General features: G+C 51.3%; 17 protein-coding genes. 8 read left to right on the forward strand and 9 right to left on the reverse strand.

The genetic code is table 11. The annotated features are described in order from the left end of the window. The first annotated feature begins 15 nt into the window (after window positions 1-15). Window positions 16-768, forward strand: a complete 753-nt coding sequence (gene gpmA, locus ACRQU7_RS06490) for a 2,3-diphosphoglycerate-dependent phosphoglycerate mutase (RefSeq protein ID WP_038323367.1) — start codon at window positions 16-18, stop codon at window positions 766-768. A 71-nt stretch (window positions 769-839) separates the two neighbouring features. Here gpmA and sufU read toward each other — a convergent pair whose 3' ends face one another. The 9 genes from sufU to ACRQU7_RS06535 form a co-directional block, all read right to left on the reverse strand. Continuing rightward, window positions 840-1,289 (reverse strand): Fe-S cluster assembly sulfur transfer protein SufU, encoded by a 450-nt coding sequence (gene sufU / locus ACRQU7_RS06495; protein WP_038323369.1) that lies wholly within the window; start codon window positions 1,287-1,289, stop codon window positions 840-842. After that, entirely contained in the window at window positions 1,279-2,505 is a 1,227-nt protein-coding gene (locus ACRQU7_RS06500; protein ID WP_444644619.1) for a cysteine desulfurase, read from the reverse strand. Before ACRQU7_RS06500 ends, sufU begins: the two co-directional genes overlap by 11 nt. Continuing rightward, window positions 2,486-3,583 carry a SufB/SufD family protein gene (locus ACRQU7_RS06505; RefSeq protein WP_444644621.1) on the reverse strand — a complete coding sequence of 366 codons (1,098 nt, stop codon included), beginning with the start codon at window positions 3,581-3,583 and terminating at the stop codon, window positions 2,486-2,488. The genes ACRQU7_RS06500 and ACRQU7_RS06505 overlap by 20 nt, the downstream gene beginning before the upstream one ends. Window positions 3,584-3,605: 22 nt before the next feature. Beyond that, window positions 3,606-5,027, reverse strand: coding sequence for a Fe-S cluster assembly protein SufB (sufB, locus tag ACRQU7_RS06510; protein ID WP_038323373.1), 1,422 nt, complete (start codon window positions 5,025-5,027; stop codon window positions 3,606-3,608). A gap of 17 nt (window positions 5,028-5,044) precedes the next feature. After that, on the reverse strand, window positions 5,045-5,791 hold the full coding sequence (sufC, locus tag ACRQU7_RS06515; protein ID WP_444644623.1) for a Fe-S cluster assembly ATPase SufC: 747 nt from the start codon (window positions 5,789-5,791) through the stop codon (window positions 5,045-5,047). Between the two features lie 142 nt (window positions 5,792-5,933). Next, window positions 5,934-7,412, reverse strand: coding sequence for a ribosomal protection-like ABC-F family protein (gene abc-f / locus ACRQU7_RS06520; protein WP_444644625.1), 1,479 nt, complete (start codon window positions 7,410-7,412; stop codon window positions 5,934-5,936). A 336-nt stretch (window positions 7,413-7,748) separates the two neighbouring features. Beyond that, entirely contained in the window at window positions 7,749-9,131 is a 1,383-nt protein-coding gene (locus ACRQU7_RS06525) for a sn-glycerol-1-phosphate dehydrogenase (RefSeq protein WP_444644627.1), read from the reverse strand. A 68-nt stretch (window positions 9,132-9,199) separates the two neighbouring features. Then, window positions 9,200-9,940: a GntR family transcriptional regulator gene (locus tag ACRQU7_RS06530; RefSeq protein ID WP_444644629.1), complete on the reverse strand. Its 741-nt coding sequence runs from the start codon at window positions 9,938-9,940 to the stop codon at window positions 9,200-9,202. A 22-nt stretch (window positions 9,941-9,962) separates the two neighbouring features. Beyond that, window positions 9,963-10,685: a ribulose-phosphate 3-epimerase gene (locus ACRQU7_RS06535; protein WP_444644631.1), complete on the reverse strand. Its 723-nt coding sequence runs from the start codon at window positions 10,683-10,685 to the stop codon at window positions 9,963-9,965. Window positions 10,686-11,272: 587 nt separating this feature from the next. Here ACRQU7_RS06535 and ACRQU7_RS06540 point away from each other — a divergent pair. From ACRQU7_RS06540 to ACRQU7_RS06570, 7 genes are all read left to right on the forward strand, one after another. Continuing rightward, window positions 11,273-11,692 (forward strand): PTS sugar transporter subunit IIA, encoded by a 420-nt coding sequence (locus tag ACRQU7_RS06540; RefSeq protein ID WP_444644633.1) that lies wholly within the window; start codon window positions 11,273-11,275, stop codon window positions 11,690-11,692. A gap of 18 nt (window positions 11,693-11,710) precedes the next feature. Next, window positions 11,711-12,187: a PTS sugar transporter subunit IIB gene (locus ACRQU7_RS06545; RefSeq protein WP_141827678.1), complete on the forward strand. Its 477-nt coding sequence runs from the start codon at window positions 11,711-11,713 to the stop codon at window positions 12,185-12,187. Window positions 12,188-12,227: 40 nt separating this feature from the next. Continuing rightward, complete coding sequence (locus ACRQU7_RS06550) at window positions 12,228-13,007, forward strand: PTS mannose/fructose/sorbose/N-acetylgalactosamine transporter subunit IIC (protein ID WP_141827679.1); 780 nt, start codon at window positions 12,228-12,230, stop codon at window positions 13,005-13,007. Window positions 13,008-13,027: 20 nt separating this feature from the next. After that, window positions 13,028-13,870: a PTS system mannose/fructose/sorbose family transporter subunit IID gene (locus ACRQU7_RS06555; RefSeq protein WP_141827680.1), complete on the forward strand. Its 843-nt coding sequence runs from the start codon at window positions 13,028-13,030 to the stop codon at window positions 13,868-13,870. A 211-nt stretch (window positions 13,871-14,081) separates the two neighbouring features. After that, a complete protein-coding gene (locus ACRQU7_RS06560; protein ID WP_444644636.1) occupies window positions 14,082-15,128 on the forward strand; it encodes a zinc-dependent alcohol dehydrogenase in 1,047 nt (348 codons plus the stop codon). A gap of 107 nt (window positions 15,129-15,235) precedes the next feature. Next, complete coding sequence (locus ACRQU7_RS06565; RefSeq protein ID WP_444644638.1) at window positions 15,236-16,114, forward strand: class II fructose-bisphosphate aldolase; 879 nt, start codon at window positions 15,236-15,238, stop codon at window positions 16,112-16,114. A gap of 58 nt (window positions 16,115-16,172) precedes the next feature. Further along, window positions 16,173-16,436 carry an HPr family phosphocarrier protein gene (locus tag ACRQU7_RS06570; RefSeq protein ID WP_444644640.1) on the forward strand — a complete coding sequence of 88 codons (264 nt, stop codon included), beginning with the start codon at window positions 16,173-16,175 and terminating at the stop codon, window positions 16,434-16,436. Window positions 16,437-16,443: the final 7 nt, after the last annotated feature.

Consider the following 16,443-nt stretch of genomic DNA (forward strand, 5'->3'; position numbering starts at 1 on the left):
TAAGGAGGACATAAAATGAAACTGGTTTTGGTCCGGCACGGGGAAAGCGAGTGGAATCAGAAAAATCTTTTTACGGGCTGGGCGGATGTCGGCCTTTCGGAAAACGGCAGGCGCGAGGCGGCGGAAGCCGGCGTTCTGCTGAAACAGGAGGGCTATGATTTTGACATATGCTATACTTCCTATTTAAAAAGGGCGATTCAGACTTTGAATCTGACGCTTGAGCAGCTTGACCGCGAATGGCTGCCGGTTGTAAAATCGTGGAAGCTCAACGAGCGGCATTACGGGGCGCTGCAGGGGCTGAACAAAGCGGAGACCGCCCAAAAGTACGGGGAGGACCAGGTGAAAATCTGGAGGCGCTCCTTTGACGTCAGGCCGCCGGAGCTCGCGGAGGACGACAAGCGCAATCCGAAATTCGACCCCGCGTACAGAAACGAAATCAAACAGGAGCTTCCCCTCTGCGAAAGCCTGAAGGATACCATAGACAGGGTGCTGCCCTATTTTGAGGCTGCGATCAAAAAGGATATGCAGGACGGCAAAAGGGTCCTGATCGCTGCGCACGGCAACTCCATCCGCGCGCTGGTCAAACATTTTGACGGGCTGAGCAAAGAAGAAATCATGGAAGTGAACATCCCGACGGGGGTGCCGCTCGTCTATGAGTTCGACAGGGAATTCCATGTCCTGCGCAAATACTATCTGGGCGATCAGGCCCTGCTGAAAGCCAAAATGGAACGCGTGGCAAATCAGGGGAAATCTTCCCCTGTCAAATAAGTTCCAATCTTTTCCTATAAAAAGGACGCCTGTCCGGTTTTATACCGGGCGGGCGTCCTTTGGTCAGTCCTTTAATTTGCTTCGTGTTTTTCCTTGTCTTTTTCCACGGCGTTCTCCAGCGTGTGCCAGCCCAGGACCGCGCACTTTACTCTCGCAGGCATGTGGGAAATATCGCGGAAGGCAATCGCCTCGTCCAGCGCTTCCAACTGTTTTTCATCCGTAATTTCGTTTTTGATCATTCCCAGAAAAGTCTTGGCAAGCTTTAACGCTTCGTCGGCGGGCTCGCCCTTGATCAGATCGATCATGATGGAGGCAGACGCCTGCGAGATCGCGCAGCCGACCCCGGTGAACGCGGCGTCCTCAATGACGTTGTCTTTTATTCTCAGTTCGAGTTCGATTTCGTCGCCGCAGCTGGGATTGACCCCTTTCAGCACCGTTGTGGGATTTTCAATATGGTGTTTGTTGCGGCTGGAATTGTTGTGTTCCGTAAGAATCTGTGTATAAAGCTCTTTAAGCTCCATAACCGAGCCACCCCCTGACCTTTTTTAGGCTCTCGAGAAAGAGATCGATATCCTCTTTCGTATTGTAGAAATACAGGCTCAGCCTGCACGCGGAGTTGATGCCCAGATACCGCATCAGCGGCTGGGCGCAGTGGTGGCCCGCGCGGATTGCCACGCCGTCCTCATTCAGGATCGTGGCCACGTCGTGCGGATGCACCCCGTCCACATTGAAGGAGATGACGCCGCAGCGGTCCCGGCTGCCGGCTTTGTCTCCGTATACCGACACGTGGGGGATGGCCGCGAGTCCCTGAAGCGTATACGCAAGCAGTTCGGCCTCCGTCTTTTGAATCGTATCGTAGCCGACCTTCTGCAGATAGCGGATTGCCTCCGCAAGGCCGACAGCGCCGCCGACGTTTGGGGTTCCGGCTTCGAATTTCTGCGGAAGCTCGGCGAAGGTCGCGTCCTGCTCATACACATATTCAATCATCTCGCCGCCGGTGAGGAAGGGCGGCATTTTTTCCAGAAGGGCCTTTTTGCCGTACAGGACGCCGATGCCCATCGGCGCAAGCATTTTATGCCCGGAAAACGCGGCGAAATCCACATCAAGCTCTCCGACGTTCAGGGGAAAGTGGGGAACGCTCTGTGCGCAGTCCAGAACGACGACGGCGCCGGCGCGGTGCGCCGCGTCAATGATTTTCGCGGCCGGATTCACCGTGCCCAGAACATTGGAAACATACGTCACCGCGACCACACGGGTGTTCGGGGTGATCTTTTTTTCGATCTCTTCGTCGGTCAGGTGCCCGGACGCGTCGGGATATAGGAAGTTTAATTTGACGCCCTTTGCCTTGGCGACCATCTGCCACGGCACCAGATTGCTGTGATGCTCCAGAACGGAGAGGGTAATTTCGTCTCCTTCGCGCAGGAAGGGGAGTCCGTAGCTGTACGCCACAAGATTGAGAGACTCCGTAGCGTTGCGCGTAAAAATGATCTCGCTGTCGTCCCCGGCCCCGATCCATTCGGCGACCGTATGGCGCGCGTTTTCATACGCCTGCGTCGCCTGGACGCTCAGCCGGTACAGCCCGCGGTACGGATTGGCGTTTTCACAACGGTAGTATTCCTCGACGGCTTTCAAAACGGAGAGAGGCTTTTGGGTGGTGGCGGCGTTATCCAGATAGACCAGACGCTTGCCGTTCACCTTTTCCTGCAGAATGGGAAAATCATTGAGATAAGGATTCAATTTTATTCAGCCTCTTTTCCACAAATTCGGATACGGCGCGCCTGAGCGCATCGTCCGGAATTTTTTCGGTTGCCGGACGGAACTGTGCTTCAATCACCAGCTTTTTGGCGGCGAGTTCGTCCAGCCCGCGCGACATCAGGTAAAACAGCTTGTTTTCGTCGATCTTTCCGGTCGTCGCGGCATGCTGTCCCTCGACATTTTCTTCTCCGCATAAAATCAGCGGCGCGGTGCGGCTGCGCACCTTCGGGCTGAACAGCAGGCTGTATTCGCTTTCGTGGCCGACCGCCTGCTTTGCGCCCCGCAGAAAGTCGATGGTGCCGCGGAAAATCTTGCTGCTTTCGTCCAGCAGCGCGCCGGAGGCACTGATTTCACTGTTCGTTTTCGGGCCCGCGTGTTCCGCAACGACATTCATATCGAGGGAACGATCCTGATCGCCGAAGTAAATCGTGTTGTAGTCCATCCGGCTGCCTTTTCCGAGCAGACGGGCCCTGCAGCCCGCGTACGAGTTCTTGGCGCCGAATTCCACCTGTACAATATCGACCGCGCCGTTTTCCTGCGTTACCGCGCCGATATTGTCAAAATTTACGCAGGTGTCGCCGAGCAGCTGAACCTGCACCAGATGGATGACGGCGTTTTTTCCCGCAAACAGGCGCGTCAGCCCACTGTGGAAGCCGGAAACCCCTTCTTTGGAGAGATAGCTCATGACCACCGTGACCTCGCTTCCCTCCTCCGCCACCAACGTATTCCTGTCTACAATGGCCGGATTGCTTTCATCCATATGGTAGGAAAGGAAAATCGGCTGTTCCGGCCGGGTCCCCGCGGGAACGACGGCGGTGATGCCGCAATTCCAATGGTCCTGGACAAAATTTGCGGCATCGGTCCCCAACGCTGTTTCCAGCTCCGGGACGGGAAGCACGCCGCTGAAAAGTTTCACGCTGTCCGGAACCCGGACAATTTTATTTTCTTTTTTGCAGGGCACGATTTCCGGTATTTCCGCCGGAACATCCGTGCCGTTTACGCCAAGCCAGCCCCAGGTGGGAGCGGGCAGGCTGTTTATTTTCTGAAAAGTTGTATTCATGGATGTCTCCTTTGCACCGGCGTCAGCCGATGGACCCCTCCATTTCCAGTCTGATCAGGTTGTTCATTTCCACCGCGTATTCCATCGGGAGCTCCTTGGCGATCGGCTCCGCAAAGCCGGTGACGATCATCGCCTTTGCGTCCTCTTCGGACAGCCCCCGGCTCATCAGGTAGAAGATCGCGTCGTCGCTGATGCGCCCGATCTTCGCCTCGTGCCCGATGTCGACATTGTCGTTCTGGATATCCGTTACCGGGATGGTGTCCGAGCGGGAGCGGTCGTCCAGCATCAGGGATTCGCATGAAACGGAGGATTTGCAGTCGTGCGCGTCCGGCAGGATTTTGACGGAGCTGCGGTAGGTGCAGTTCCCGCCGTCCTTGGAAATCGATTTGGTGCTGATATTGGAGTAGGTGTAGGGCGCGGCGTGTACGACCTTCATGCCGGTGTCGAGCGACTGCCCCTTGCCGGCGAAGGTGATGCCCGTGAATTCCATGCGGGCTTTTTCACCCTTTAGGATGCTCATCGGGTACAGATACGATACATGGGAGCCGAACGAGCCGGAAACCCATTCCATGCTGGCGCCCTTTTCGACCAGCGCGCGCTTGGTGTTCAGATTGTACATGTTCTTCGACCAGTTTTCCACGGTCGAGTAGCGCAGATGCGCGTTTTCGCCCACGTACAGCTCCACACAGCCCGCGTGCAGATTGGCGACGTTGTATTTGGGAGCCGAACAGCCTTCGATAAAATGGAGGCTTGCGCCCGCGCCCACGATAATCAGGGTATGCTCAAACTGTCCCGCTCCCGGCGCGTTCAGCCGGAAATAAGACTGCAGCGGTACTTCCACATTGACTCCGGGCGGCACATATACGAACGACCCGCCGGACCAGACCGCCCCGTGCAGCGCCACAAATTTGTGGTCCTCGGGCGGAACCAGCTTCATAAAGTGCTTTTTCACCATCGGCCCGTACACCGGGTCGTGAATCGCGCTTTCCATATCGGTATAAATCACGCCCTGGCGGCTGACTTCCTCACGCAGGTTGTGATAAACCACCTCGGAATCGTACTGTGCGCCGACGCCGGAAAGATAATCCCGTTCCGCCTTCGGAATGCCGAGCCGTTCAAAGGTGTTTTTGATATCGTCCGGGACCTCCGTCCATTTGGCGCTCATTCGGGTATCCGGGCGGATATAGGTGATGATCTGCTCCATATCCAGTCCGTCCAGCGACGGGCCCCAGGAGGGCATGGGGAGGCGGTTGTAAACCTGAAGGGATTTCAGCCGGAAAAGCCGCATCCACTCCGGGTCGTTTTTCTTGATTGCAATTTCGTTGACGATCTTTGCGGTCAGTCCCTTTTCGACCTGAAAAGAAGCGTTGACCTTGTCTTTCACATCGTAAATACTGCGGTCGATATCTTCCACATAGGTCTTTCTGACACCTGTATCTCTCAATTCGGTTTCCTCCTCCGTCAGCCCGCGGCGGCCGCGGCGAGCTGCTGAAAGCCGGCTTCGTTGATCTGGTCGATCAGCGAGCGGGAACCGGTTTTCACGATTTTTCCGTCCATCAGGACATGGACATAATCCACGTTCAGGTATTCTAGAATTTTGGTATTGTGCGTAATCACAAGCAGGGAATTGTCCCTGTTCTTGAATTTCTCCACACCCTGTGAAACGATTTTTACCGCGTCCACGTCCAGCCCCGAATCCGTTTCGTCAAGAATGGCGAGCTTCGGGTTCAGCATCAGCATCTGAAGGATTTCGGACTTTTTCTTTTCGCCGCCGGAGAACCCCACGTTCAGGTAGCGCGAAGCGTATTCCCCGTCCATACCGAGTTCTTCCATTTTTCCTTTTAGGTCTTTCTGATAGGCAAACAGCTTCACGGGCTTGCCGGTAATCGCCGTGCGTGAAGTCCTCATAAAGTTTTCCAGCGTGACCCCCGGAACCTCTTCCGGATTTTGGAACGATAAAAACAGCCCCGCCTTTGCGCGCTCATTCGTGGGTTCCCGGGTGATGTCCTTGCCGTCGAACACGATCGAACCTTCGTCCACACGGTATTGGGGATGTCCCATAACCGTATTGACCAGCGTGGATTTTCCCCCGCCGTTGGGTCCCATCAGCACATGGATCTCCCCTTGGCCTACGGACAGGTTGATCCCTTTTAATATCGCTTTGTCATCTGCGCTGACGCGCAGATTTTTTATTTCCAACAGTGACACCGCATTACACCTCTTTTAAACTTAATGTATACTAAATTAGTGTACATTATCATTATAACACCATTTTTTTGTTTTACAAGCGAAATAATCCATTAAATTCAAGAGTTTCACACGGCTGACTTTGGTTATTATGTTTCAAAGCTCAAAGAAGGATCCGGCGGGTTGCTATGGAGTCGACAAACGAACTGTCGTGTTCCACAAACAGCATGGTCGGCCGGTATTTCAGAAGGAGCTCCTCAATCTGCATACGGGACAGAACGTCGATGAAGTTGAGCGGTTCATCCCAAAGATACAGATGCGCCTGCTCGCAGAGGCTTCTCGCGATGAGCACCTTCTTTTTCTGGCCTCCGCTGAAATCCGCCATGTCCTTTTCAAACTGCACCCTTGAAAAGTCCAGCTTGCGCAGAATCGCCTTGAACAGGCTTTCGTCAATATGGCTTTCTTCCGCGTAGTCTTTTAAATTTCCCCGCAAAAAGGAGGTATCCTGGGGAACGTAGGAAATGATCAGATTTTTCCCCATCTGCAGGCTGCCGGTGAAATTGATTTCTCCCCCGGTCAAAAGCTTGAGGATACTGGATTTTCCGCAGCCGTTTTTGCCGCACAGCGCGATCCGGTCGCCCCGGCTGACCGTAAAGGAAAGACCGCCGAAGACCCTTTTGTCCCCGTAAAGCACGGAGAGGTTTTCGAGTCCGACCAGCCCGTTTTTGGGGTATTCCAGCGGCTTGACGGACAGGCTTTCGGCTGTTTCGATATTTTTTAGAAGTTGTGCCTTTTCCTGCGCCGCCTTTTCCTTGCGCGCTTCAATCGCACCCGCCCGCTTCATCATTTTGGCCGCCTTGTGGCCGATGTAGCCTTTGTCCGGCTTCAGGCCGGAATTCAGGCTGCCGATTTTTGTTTTTTCCACTTTATCCGACCATCCGGCGGTTCTTTTCGCGGCGGCGGAAAGCTGGCCGATCTGTTTTTTCAGCTTTGCGTTTTCCTCGGTTTCAAACTGGTCCTGCATTTCTTTGTTATGCAGCCACGAAGAAAAATTCCCTTTCTGGATTTCAATATTGGTTTTGTTGATGGACAGGACGTGATCGATGCAGCGGTCCAGAAACGCACGGTCGTGGGAAACCAGAATAAATCCCTTTTTTGCGTTCAGATAATCGCCGACGATTTTGCGGGCCTCCATGTCCAGATGATTGGTCGGCTCGTCAATCAGCAGAAAATGATGGTCGTTCAGAAACAGCGCGGCCAGCAGAACCTTGGTCTGCTCCCCGTTGCTCAGTGTCTTAAATGGGCGGTACAGGACGTCCTGAGAAACGTCCAGCAGGGACAGCTCCCGGTTCAGCCGCCAGAGTTCCGCCTGAGGGCAGACGCTGTTGACCGCGTCCAGCGTGTCCTGCGCTTTGTCCGGAATGTCGAAGGGGAAATAGTCGAACGGCACGGAAGACGAGATCGTTCCGGCATACTCGTATTTTCCCATCAGAAGATTTAGAAACGTGGTTTTTCCCCGCCCGTTCCGGCCCGTAAATCCAAGCTTCCAGTCGGTGTCGATCTGGAAGCAGACGTTTTCAAATATGGTATCATAGCTTCCGTCATAGCAGAAGGTCAGGTTGCTGATCTGAATCAGCGACATAAGCATACACCTCCGGTAAAAATAAAAGGTCTGCAGGAAAGTCAATTCCTGCAGACCGAAAATACAGCGCCGGACACTCCACGCACAAAGGCATGGAGATGTTCTGAACTTTATTCCGAATTCCGGGGTATGAAACTTGCAACTTTCCTGCTTACGCACAGCAAAACAAACAGCGCGAACACTGCTTCTTTTGAAGTACACTATTCAATTCATAGTCAGCAAGAAAAATTGCGCATCTTTTCAACTCCAGTTCTTATTTTTATCGTTCTTACTATATCATGCCCGTTTTGCCGTGTCAAGTCAACAGGCAAAAACCGGAACGGGAGATACAAACATCTAAACAGAGGAGGCCCGGTCTTTCGGCTGTAGGCTTTTAAAATAATCGGCTGCTTTCAGGGCCATTTCCTCCGCAATACCGAGATCCCATAAAAGCTGCAGCAGCGTGTAGCGGTCGCGCACCTCCTTGGCGACAAGAATGCTGTCCACCACCGTTTCGTCATCCACGCACACCTGGCGGGGATTGATCGGCGCGTCCAGTCTGGACAGCATCTTTTCTATTTTCTCCACAGACGGCAGCCGCGAAATGATTTCCAGAATTTCCGGCCAGTGCTGCTCAATGCTCCGGATGCGCACCGCATGGGTTTCCGGCGCGTTCTTTTTCGCTTTCTTTTCCAACTCGATGACGCCCGGGGCGGCCGGGCCGAAGGTAGCCGTAATTTTTTTCTCCCATTGACCGTAATCAAAATTCTGGACGGTACGGTGCGCTTTTTCAAAATCGACGGACATCTTTGCGAGCTCTTTATAAAGATAAACAACGGCGACTGTTCCGATCCCGACCTTCGTTCCGTGAAGCACGGGCCTGCGCCCTTCAAATAAAAATTTCATCTCCCAGAAATGGGAAATATGATGCTCGCTGCCGGAGGCGGGACGGGAATTTCCGGCAAACCCCATTGCCATGCCCGTCAGCACCAGCGCTTCCATAATGTTTCCGATCACCTTCGGGTCGCGGGTCTTTACCAGTTCAATATTGCCGATCACCTTTTGAATAGAGATATCCACCATCTTGACAATGTTTTTACAGTAATATTCTCCGTTTACTATATGCGAAATTTTCCAATCGGTAATACAGGTATATTTCCCCAGAATGTCGCCCAGTCCGGCCGTAATCATATTCATAGGCGCTTTGCAGAGAATGTCCAGATCCCCGATGATGACCTGTGGGATGTGGGTGGGGTAGGTCGTTTTTAAATGCCGGATAATCAAAGGGGCGCCGTCGGAAGCGAAACCGTCCATGGAGGGTGCGGTCGCGACGATAAAATAGTCGAGCCCCAGCTTATAGCTGATAAATTTGCAGAGATCGTTGATGGTTCCGGTGCCGACGGCAATGATGAGGTCCGCGCTCCTGTCGAAAGCGGCGATTACTTCACCGAGGGCTTCTTCGTCCGGAACAACGTCCTCCTGATTTAAAACATACAAGGAATTTTCGCATCCGGCCTTATCCAGTATTTCTTTGACTCTCTTTCCGCCTGCCTTGTAAGTATTGGCATCACAGACAAGAAAGGATCTGCGGTGGCCGTTCTTTTGGATGTAATATGGAAGCTTTTCCACGGCTCCGGAGGATATGTCCACATCCTTCAGGCTTGTGCTATGGCTTTTTCCACAGTCGCAGGGAAAGGTCTGATTTAAGTAATCGGAAATAGAAAAAGTTTCAGGATTCATGATTATTACTCCTTCCCTTCCATCTGATAAGCGGTTTCTGCAGAGCAGATGTGCTGTGCGGAAACGGATTACCGGGTATGTGCGTCCCTGTTGAATTCAAACCGGGTTTTATAGGCAGGGACCTTTGTTGTGACGTATTCGATAATTCTGTTGTCGCTGTCATGCGCCAGAGCGAAAAGGATCATCAGCGGGTCTCCCGGGTCGATCTGCAGGTGCATGGCCTGATAGGCGTTTGCCGGACGGACTTCAATGGCCTGATATTCCACGTCGGGATTAATCCCATGCTCCCGGAAAGTATTGTAAAGCGACTTATCGGTAAAATCGATCTTTATCAGATCGGGGGAAATGTACAGGGGAATATAGCTTTCCGTCAGGGTCACGGGCTGATCGTCGATAAATCTGAGACGCAGCAGATGAAAGACGTCGTCATCCTGTGCAATCCCCAGCTTTTCCGCGATCTGGGACGACGCATGCTCCACATTCTGAAGGAGCACCTTGCTTTTTGTGATTTTGCCCTGATCCAGTTCGTCGTTATAAAAACCGATCCCACTGTGAAGCCGGTGGCAGCTGTCTGCCTGATTGCCTGTGAAAAAGGCCCCTTTTCCGCGCATCCGGATGATCTTTCCGTCCGCTTCCAGCAAATCCATCGCCTTTCTGATGGTGGAGCGGCTGACGTCGAATTTTTCACACAGCTCCCGTTCGCTCGGCAGACTGAAAAAATAGTCCTTGTCGCCAAACAATTCCAGAATATCGTTTTTAATTTGCAGATAAAGCGATTTGCTCTCGCCGTCTGCTTCTTTTTTTACCATTGGAAATTCCTCCCGAATACTGTTAATGAGACATTTTCTTTTCCTTGGAAGCAGGAATATGGGGTTTTATGGCTCGGAGCATATCCAGTGCGTTTTCTGAAATACTCTTTTTGCCTGTAAAAAGTCCGGAGGTTCCTCCCGTAAGAACATTTGCACCCGCTTGTGTGACAAGTGGTATCGTTGTGATGTTTATGTTGCCGTCGGCCTGAATATCCGCGGTAAGCCCGGCATTGTTCAGCATCCGGCGCATTTGGCGGATATGCTCTATCGCCTGGATCTGGATTTTCTGGCCGGAAAATCCGGGGTTTACGGTTAATTTGAGAATCATGGGGACCTCCCTTGAGAGGGATATAAAATCATCGCCGGGTTCGGTCGTGCACTTATAGGCTAGAACAGGCTGAGAACCGTACTTTCGGATAAGGTCGAAGGTCGCAAGAGGGTTCTGCATGGCTTCGTAATGGACGGAAATATAGTCCGCGCCCGCCTTAGCAAAGGACTCTATGTATTTCTCAGGCTCGTAGACTGCGAGGTGCGCTTCAATGGGAAGTGCGGTCACCGGACGCATTTTTTCCAGTGTGGTCTGTCCCAATATAAAGCAATCGTTAAAACGTCCGTCGACAACATCAAAGTGGAAAAAGGACACGGATGACTGTTCAACCTCTTTGATCTGACTTTCCAGGTTGCACAGGTCCATGCAGGATACGGAGGCGGATATGTAAAATGGTTTTCGCTGTACCGTACGCACGATCATCTTCCCCCAGTTCTGTGAAATAGGGCTTGCTTTTAAAACCTGATATTATCATAGCACTGATTTATTTAAAATACAAGTGGTATTTATTTTTGAAAAGCATTTTTCGATAAATTCCGGTATTACAATAAAAAGATATCTCTAAAATGCGCTGTTTCTTCCATCTTTATACAGATATAGTGGTTTTTTCGAGCAAAACGGCGCGGATTCTTCCAATAGAACAGAATGTGCGCCAATGGATACTATATTTAAGGGAAAGGGCAGATTTATAAAAAAGTAGAAGACCTTTTGTATTTTTAATAACGAGCTCGTTTTAAAGAAAAGCTGCTTGTTAATTAAATGCCAATGGTTTGGACTTAATGCCTATATATAAATTTATTTTGAAGTTTATTTGTGCAATGTTAAGAATATAGTTAAGACTATATGTAATTAATATACAAATTAATTTAAATACATCAAATATTATTGACACTAATAGCATGGCATGCTATATTAAAAGCACGAGAGATAGGTACCAAATGTATTTTAATAATAATAACATTTGGTATAATAATTCGGTATGACAATGAAGGAGGTGAAAAGGAATGATCGGAGTGGTGGTTGTTACCCATGGCGATTTGGGAAAAGCGTGTGTGGAAGCAGTCGAACTGATCGCGGGGCCTCAGAGCAACGTCAGGGCGCTGGGTCTGCACCACGGAGACGCCCCGGAGGAACTTGAAAAAGATATCCTCAATGCGGTGAAGGAACTGGATGAAGGGGAAGGGGTACTTGTACTGGTTGATTTTTACGGAGGCACCCCGGCAAACCTTGTTCTGAAATGCATGTGCTCCAGTGAATTCCTGTGTATTGCGGGGGTAAATATGCCCATGATGGTCGAGGCGCTCACCATGAGAAAGGGATGTACAGTGGAGCAGCTGGAGAAAAACTGCATTGCGGCGGGGGAAAGCAGCTTCATTGAACTTCACGAAATTTTCAGATCCCTGATGAATCGATCGGGGAATTAAGAAGGAGTGGAAAGAATCATGAGCGAAATCGTTTTGACAAGAATCGATGACAGACTGGTTCACGGACAGGTAATGACATCATGGCTGAATTACACCAGCGCGAACAAAATCATGATCGTTGACGACGGCGTCGCAAAGGATATGTTTATGAAAAGCGTGCTGGCCACCGTGCTGCCCGCCAACATATCCCTCGAAATCTATGACATTGCCGATGCGAGTGAAAGAATCAAAAAAGGATTTTCACCGAAGGATAAGGTCATTATCCTGGCCAAATTACCTGCCACCATCTGGCGGATGATGGAAAACGGCGTGACTCTTGACAAGGTCAATGTCGGCGGAATGGGCGTAAGCGGAACCAGAAAGAAATTTTACAAGAATATCGCGGTTTCGGAGGAAGAAAAGGAAATCTTCAAAAAAATAATAGCGACCGGATGTACTGTAACGATCCAGATCATTGCCGAAGACAAGGCAACGGATATATCGAAATTGCTGTAGGTACAGCATTTATATATTTAAAAAAGGGGAGGAAAAAACAGTGCATATTACTTTATTGCAAGCGTTTCTGATCGGCGTGGTTTATTACCTTGGCACCGTCGGTACACCGTGGCTGACTCTGTTGGGAAGTATCAGCTTCATGTACAAACCGCTGGTGGCAGGTACCATTGTCGGGTTCATTATGGGGGACCCGGTACAGGGATGTATCATCGGCGCCGCGATCAATCTGCCGTACATTGCGTTTATTTCGGCAGGCGGAACCGTCCCGGTGGACCCGGGCCTTGCAGGAAGCCTTGGAACCGCTCTGGCACTGGCCGCGAATGTGCAGCCGGCCGTTGCCACAACGGTCGCGATTCCGCTGGGCCTTCTGGGAACACTGATCTGGGTTCTCCATATGACGGTGGATGTGTTCTTTGTCCATATGGCGGATAAAGCCGCCGCAGAAAGCGATCTGAAGAAAATCTGTTTCCTACATATTGTTCCGCCGCAGATCTTTATGTTCCTCATCTGTGTGGTTCCGGTTACGCTGGGCGCATACTTCGGCGTCAGCTATATTTCCCCGATGATCAAGGCGCTGACGGGGACTCCGCTGCACGTACTCCAGGTAATCGGCCAGATCCTTCCGGCTATTGGAATCGCGATGAATCTTCGTGCCATCAGCCGGCCCGGGACCCTGCTGTTCTTTATCCTTGGCTTCATTCTGAAGACGTACACCAGTCTGAATGTTATTACCATCGCCATTATGGCCGGCATTGTCGCATATTTCTATACGAAACTGACGGAAGGAAACTCTTCTGCGGGCAACAGCCTTGCAGGATAACGGAGAAGGGGTGAAATAGAATGGCAGAAACGAACAACAATGCCGTAAAGGCAAAAAAATTATCGAAAAAGGACGTAGTAAAGGCATTCTGGAGATGGACCTTTTTCTCCCATGCCAACTACAACTACGAACGTCTGGAGGCAACAGGACTGGTCTACTCGATGTCTCCCATCATTAAAAAACTGTACGGCGACAATCCCGAAGAGTACAAAGCGGCGATCCTTCGCCATATGCAGTTTTACAACACGGAACCGCATTTCGGCGGGGTCATCAACGGAATCGTCATCGCCATGGAGGAAGAAAGGGCGAACGGCGCGGACATCAGCGATGAGGCGATCAACGGTGTAAAGACCGGCCTGATGGGTCCCTTCGCGGGAATCGGCGACACACTGTGGCAGGGCACGCTCACGCCGATCCTGCTTGCATTCGGTATCAGCCTGGGAGCGCAGGGGAACCTGATGGGCCCGGTGCTCTACGGCCTTCTGATGTTCGGCATCATGCTGCCGATTGCCTACATTGTTTGGATGAAAGGATATCAGCTTGGCAAAGAAGGATTGGAGTCCCTGCTGGGTGGAAATCAGCTGAAAATGATTATCACGGGCGCTTCGGCAATGGGGGCGATCGTCCTGGGTGCATTGGCTTCCTCGTTTGTGGCGGTCTCTTCCCCCCTGATCATCCAGATCGGCGCGGTGAAGCTGTCCCTGCAGGCCGACGTTTTTGATAAGCTGTTCAAGGGCATCATTCCGCTGCTTATTACCCTGGGCACCTTGTTCCTGCTGAAAAACAGACGGATGAAGTCTACGACCGTCCTGTTTATCCTGATTGCATTGGGCGCTGTCTGCGGCCTGTTTGGAATATTCTGATAGTATGCCGGCCGCCTGCGGAAACTCTGCCGGGCGGTCGGTATTATCTGGTCAGGCATGTGGCTTATGTGAAAAAATGGGACTCTTTTGTGTCCTTCTGCACGAACTGTTCCATCTGAATTATGGGAAATCGCCGGCCATAGAAATATGACCGATATTACACAGACAACAAACATTTTAGTAAATGTTATATAAATTGGAGGTTGAAGAAATGGATGGTACGATGAAAACGGCTGTTTTCACAGGCCCGAAAAAAGTAGAGCTTCGGCAATGCCCGATTCCGCAGGTGGGAAAGGAAGATGTGCTGGTAAAAATTGACGCCTGTGCGATTTGTACGTGGGAGCAGAGAGTTTATACCGGCGTAAAAAAAGTGGAATTTCCCTTTATCGGCGGACATGAAATGGTGGGCCGGATTGTTGAAATGGGGTCCAGGGTGGACAAACGTCAGTGGAAAGTCGGGGAAAGGGTAGCGGTGGGCGTCATGCTTGCCTGCCAGAACTGCTACTTCTGCAAAACGGGAAATACGCAGAGCTGCGAATACTTTGACCACAGCAAGCATCTGGAGGGCCTTCCCGAAAAGGGGATGGGAGGATTCAGCGAATATTTACTGGTCCCTTCTGAGAACCTTTTTAAATATGACAAAATTTCACCCGAAGAAGCCACGATCACGGAGCCTCTTTCGTGTGTCCTGCACAGCGTGGAGACCGCCAACGTCCAGTTCGGGGACACGGTGCTTGTCATCGGCTGCGGCATTATGGGGCTGCTCCATGTGCTGCTGTCCGTCAGAAAAGGAGCGGTTGTTGTCGCGTCCGACGTAAACGGGGAGCGGCTGAAGCTCGCGAAGGAGCTGGGCGCGGCCTATACGGTGAACCCGTCCGAAGAAAATCTGCGGGACAGGGTGAAAGAAATTTCCGGGGGAATCGGGGCGCAGGTTGTATTCGATACGACGCCGATCGCCGCTGTCGCGGAAGACGCGATCAAATGCGCCGGGCAGATGGGAAAAGTCGTCCTGTACAGCTCATTCTATCCGGACACCCCGGTCAAATTCAGCCCGGACTGGCTTCACAAGGGGGCGGTGCAGATTCTCGGCACAGCCAATTCCAATGAACGCGATTTTGTCAGGGCGACCCGCATGCTTTCGGAAGGCGTTGTAAATGTAAAGCCCTTTGTCAGCGAGGTTTACGAGTTTGAAGATATTCAGAGCGCGCTTGAGTCCGCAATCAAGGGAGACAAATTCAGGGTCGTTTTAAAAATGTGAGGGAGCCTGCCTGAAAATTTATATTCGACATACGGAATAAATTGTCTGTGAATACATACGGCAGAAGAATTTGATTCTCGACTAAAAACAGAATGGAGATGCAGAAGATGTTAGTTACACTCAATGAAATCCTGCGGGACGCAAAAGAAAAGAAATATGCCGTCGGGGCCTTCAATGTTCCGAATCTGGAAGCGGTCATGGCGGTGGTGAGCGCGGCCGAGGAACTGGATGTGCCCGTTATTTTAGCGCACGCCGAGCTGCACGACTCGTACATACCAATGGATGTCATCGGTCCCATTATGCTGGATTTTGCAAAAAAGGCAAAGGTTCCCGTTTGTGTCCATTTTGATCACGGCGTTTCCTTTGACAAATGCATACAGGCAATTCGTTTGGGCTTTACCTCCATCATGTATGACGCCTCGGGCAAAACCTATGAGGAAAATCTGGCGGAGACGACGGAGATTGTCCGGATTGCCCATTCCGTGGGAGTTTCGGTGGAAGCAGAGCTGGGCCATATTTTCACCTCCGCGATCGGCGGCGGCGAAGGCCGCGGCGCGGTGGATTCCTCCAGCTACGCCAGTCTGGACGACTGCTATACCAATCCGGACCTTGCGAAGGAATTTGCGGAAAAAACCGGCGTGGACGCGCTGGCCATTGCCTTCGGGACGACGCACGGTGTTTACCTTACCAAGCCGGTATTGGATTTCAACCGCATTACGGCAGTGAAGGACAAGATTGATATGCCCTTTGTCATGCATGGCGGCTCCGGGGTATCGGATGAAGGATACCGTGAAGCCATCAGCCGCGGCATTGCCAAGATCAATTATTACACCTATATGTCCCTGGCGGGAGGGGATGCCGTCGCCGCTCATGTAAGAGGCAAAAAAGAGGACGAAAAGGTATTTTTCCATGACATTGTCCTCGCGGGAATGGAAGGAATGAAAGAGGACGCAAAAAGAGCGATGAAAGTATTTAACAACAAATAAATCCGAATAACGGTCCACCATAAAATTCAAAAAATAACAGAAAAGCGAGAACAATCTTATGGTTAATCAGAAAATTGTTATCAGAATCAAATTCGGACTTCACGCCAGACCGGCCGGTGTGCTGGCGAAAATCGCGCAGCAGTTTGCGTCGGATATAAAAGTGGTCATCGGCGAAAAAGAGTATAATGCCAAATCCATCATGGGGCTGCTTGCCGCCGGTATCCAGAACGGTACGGAGATTCAGATCAGATGTACCGGTGAGGATGAAATCAAAGCGCTGCATGCGATCATCCCGGCAATCGAATCCGGACTGGGAGAATAACGCCTGA

The organism is Caproiciproducens puteiluti (assembly GCF_052442865.1).
GTDB lineage: Bacteria > Bacillota > Clostridia > Oscillospirales > Acutalibacteraceae > Caproiciproducens.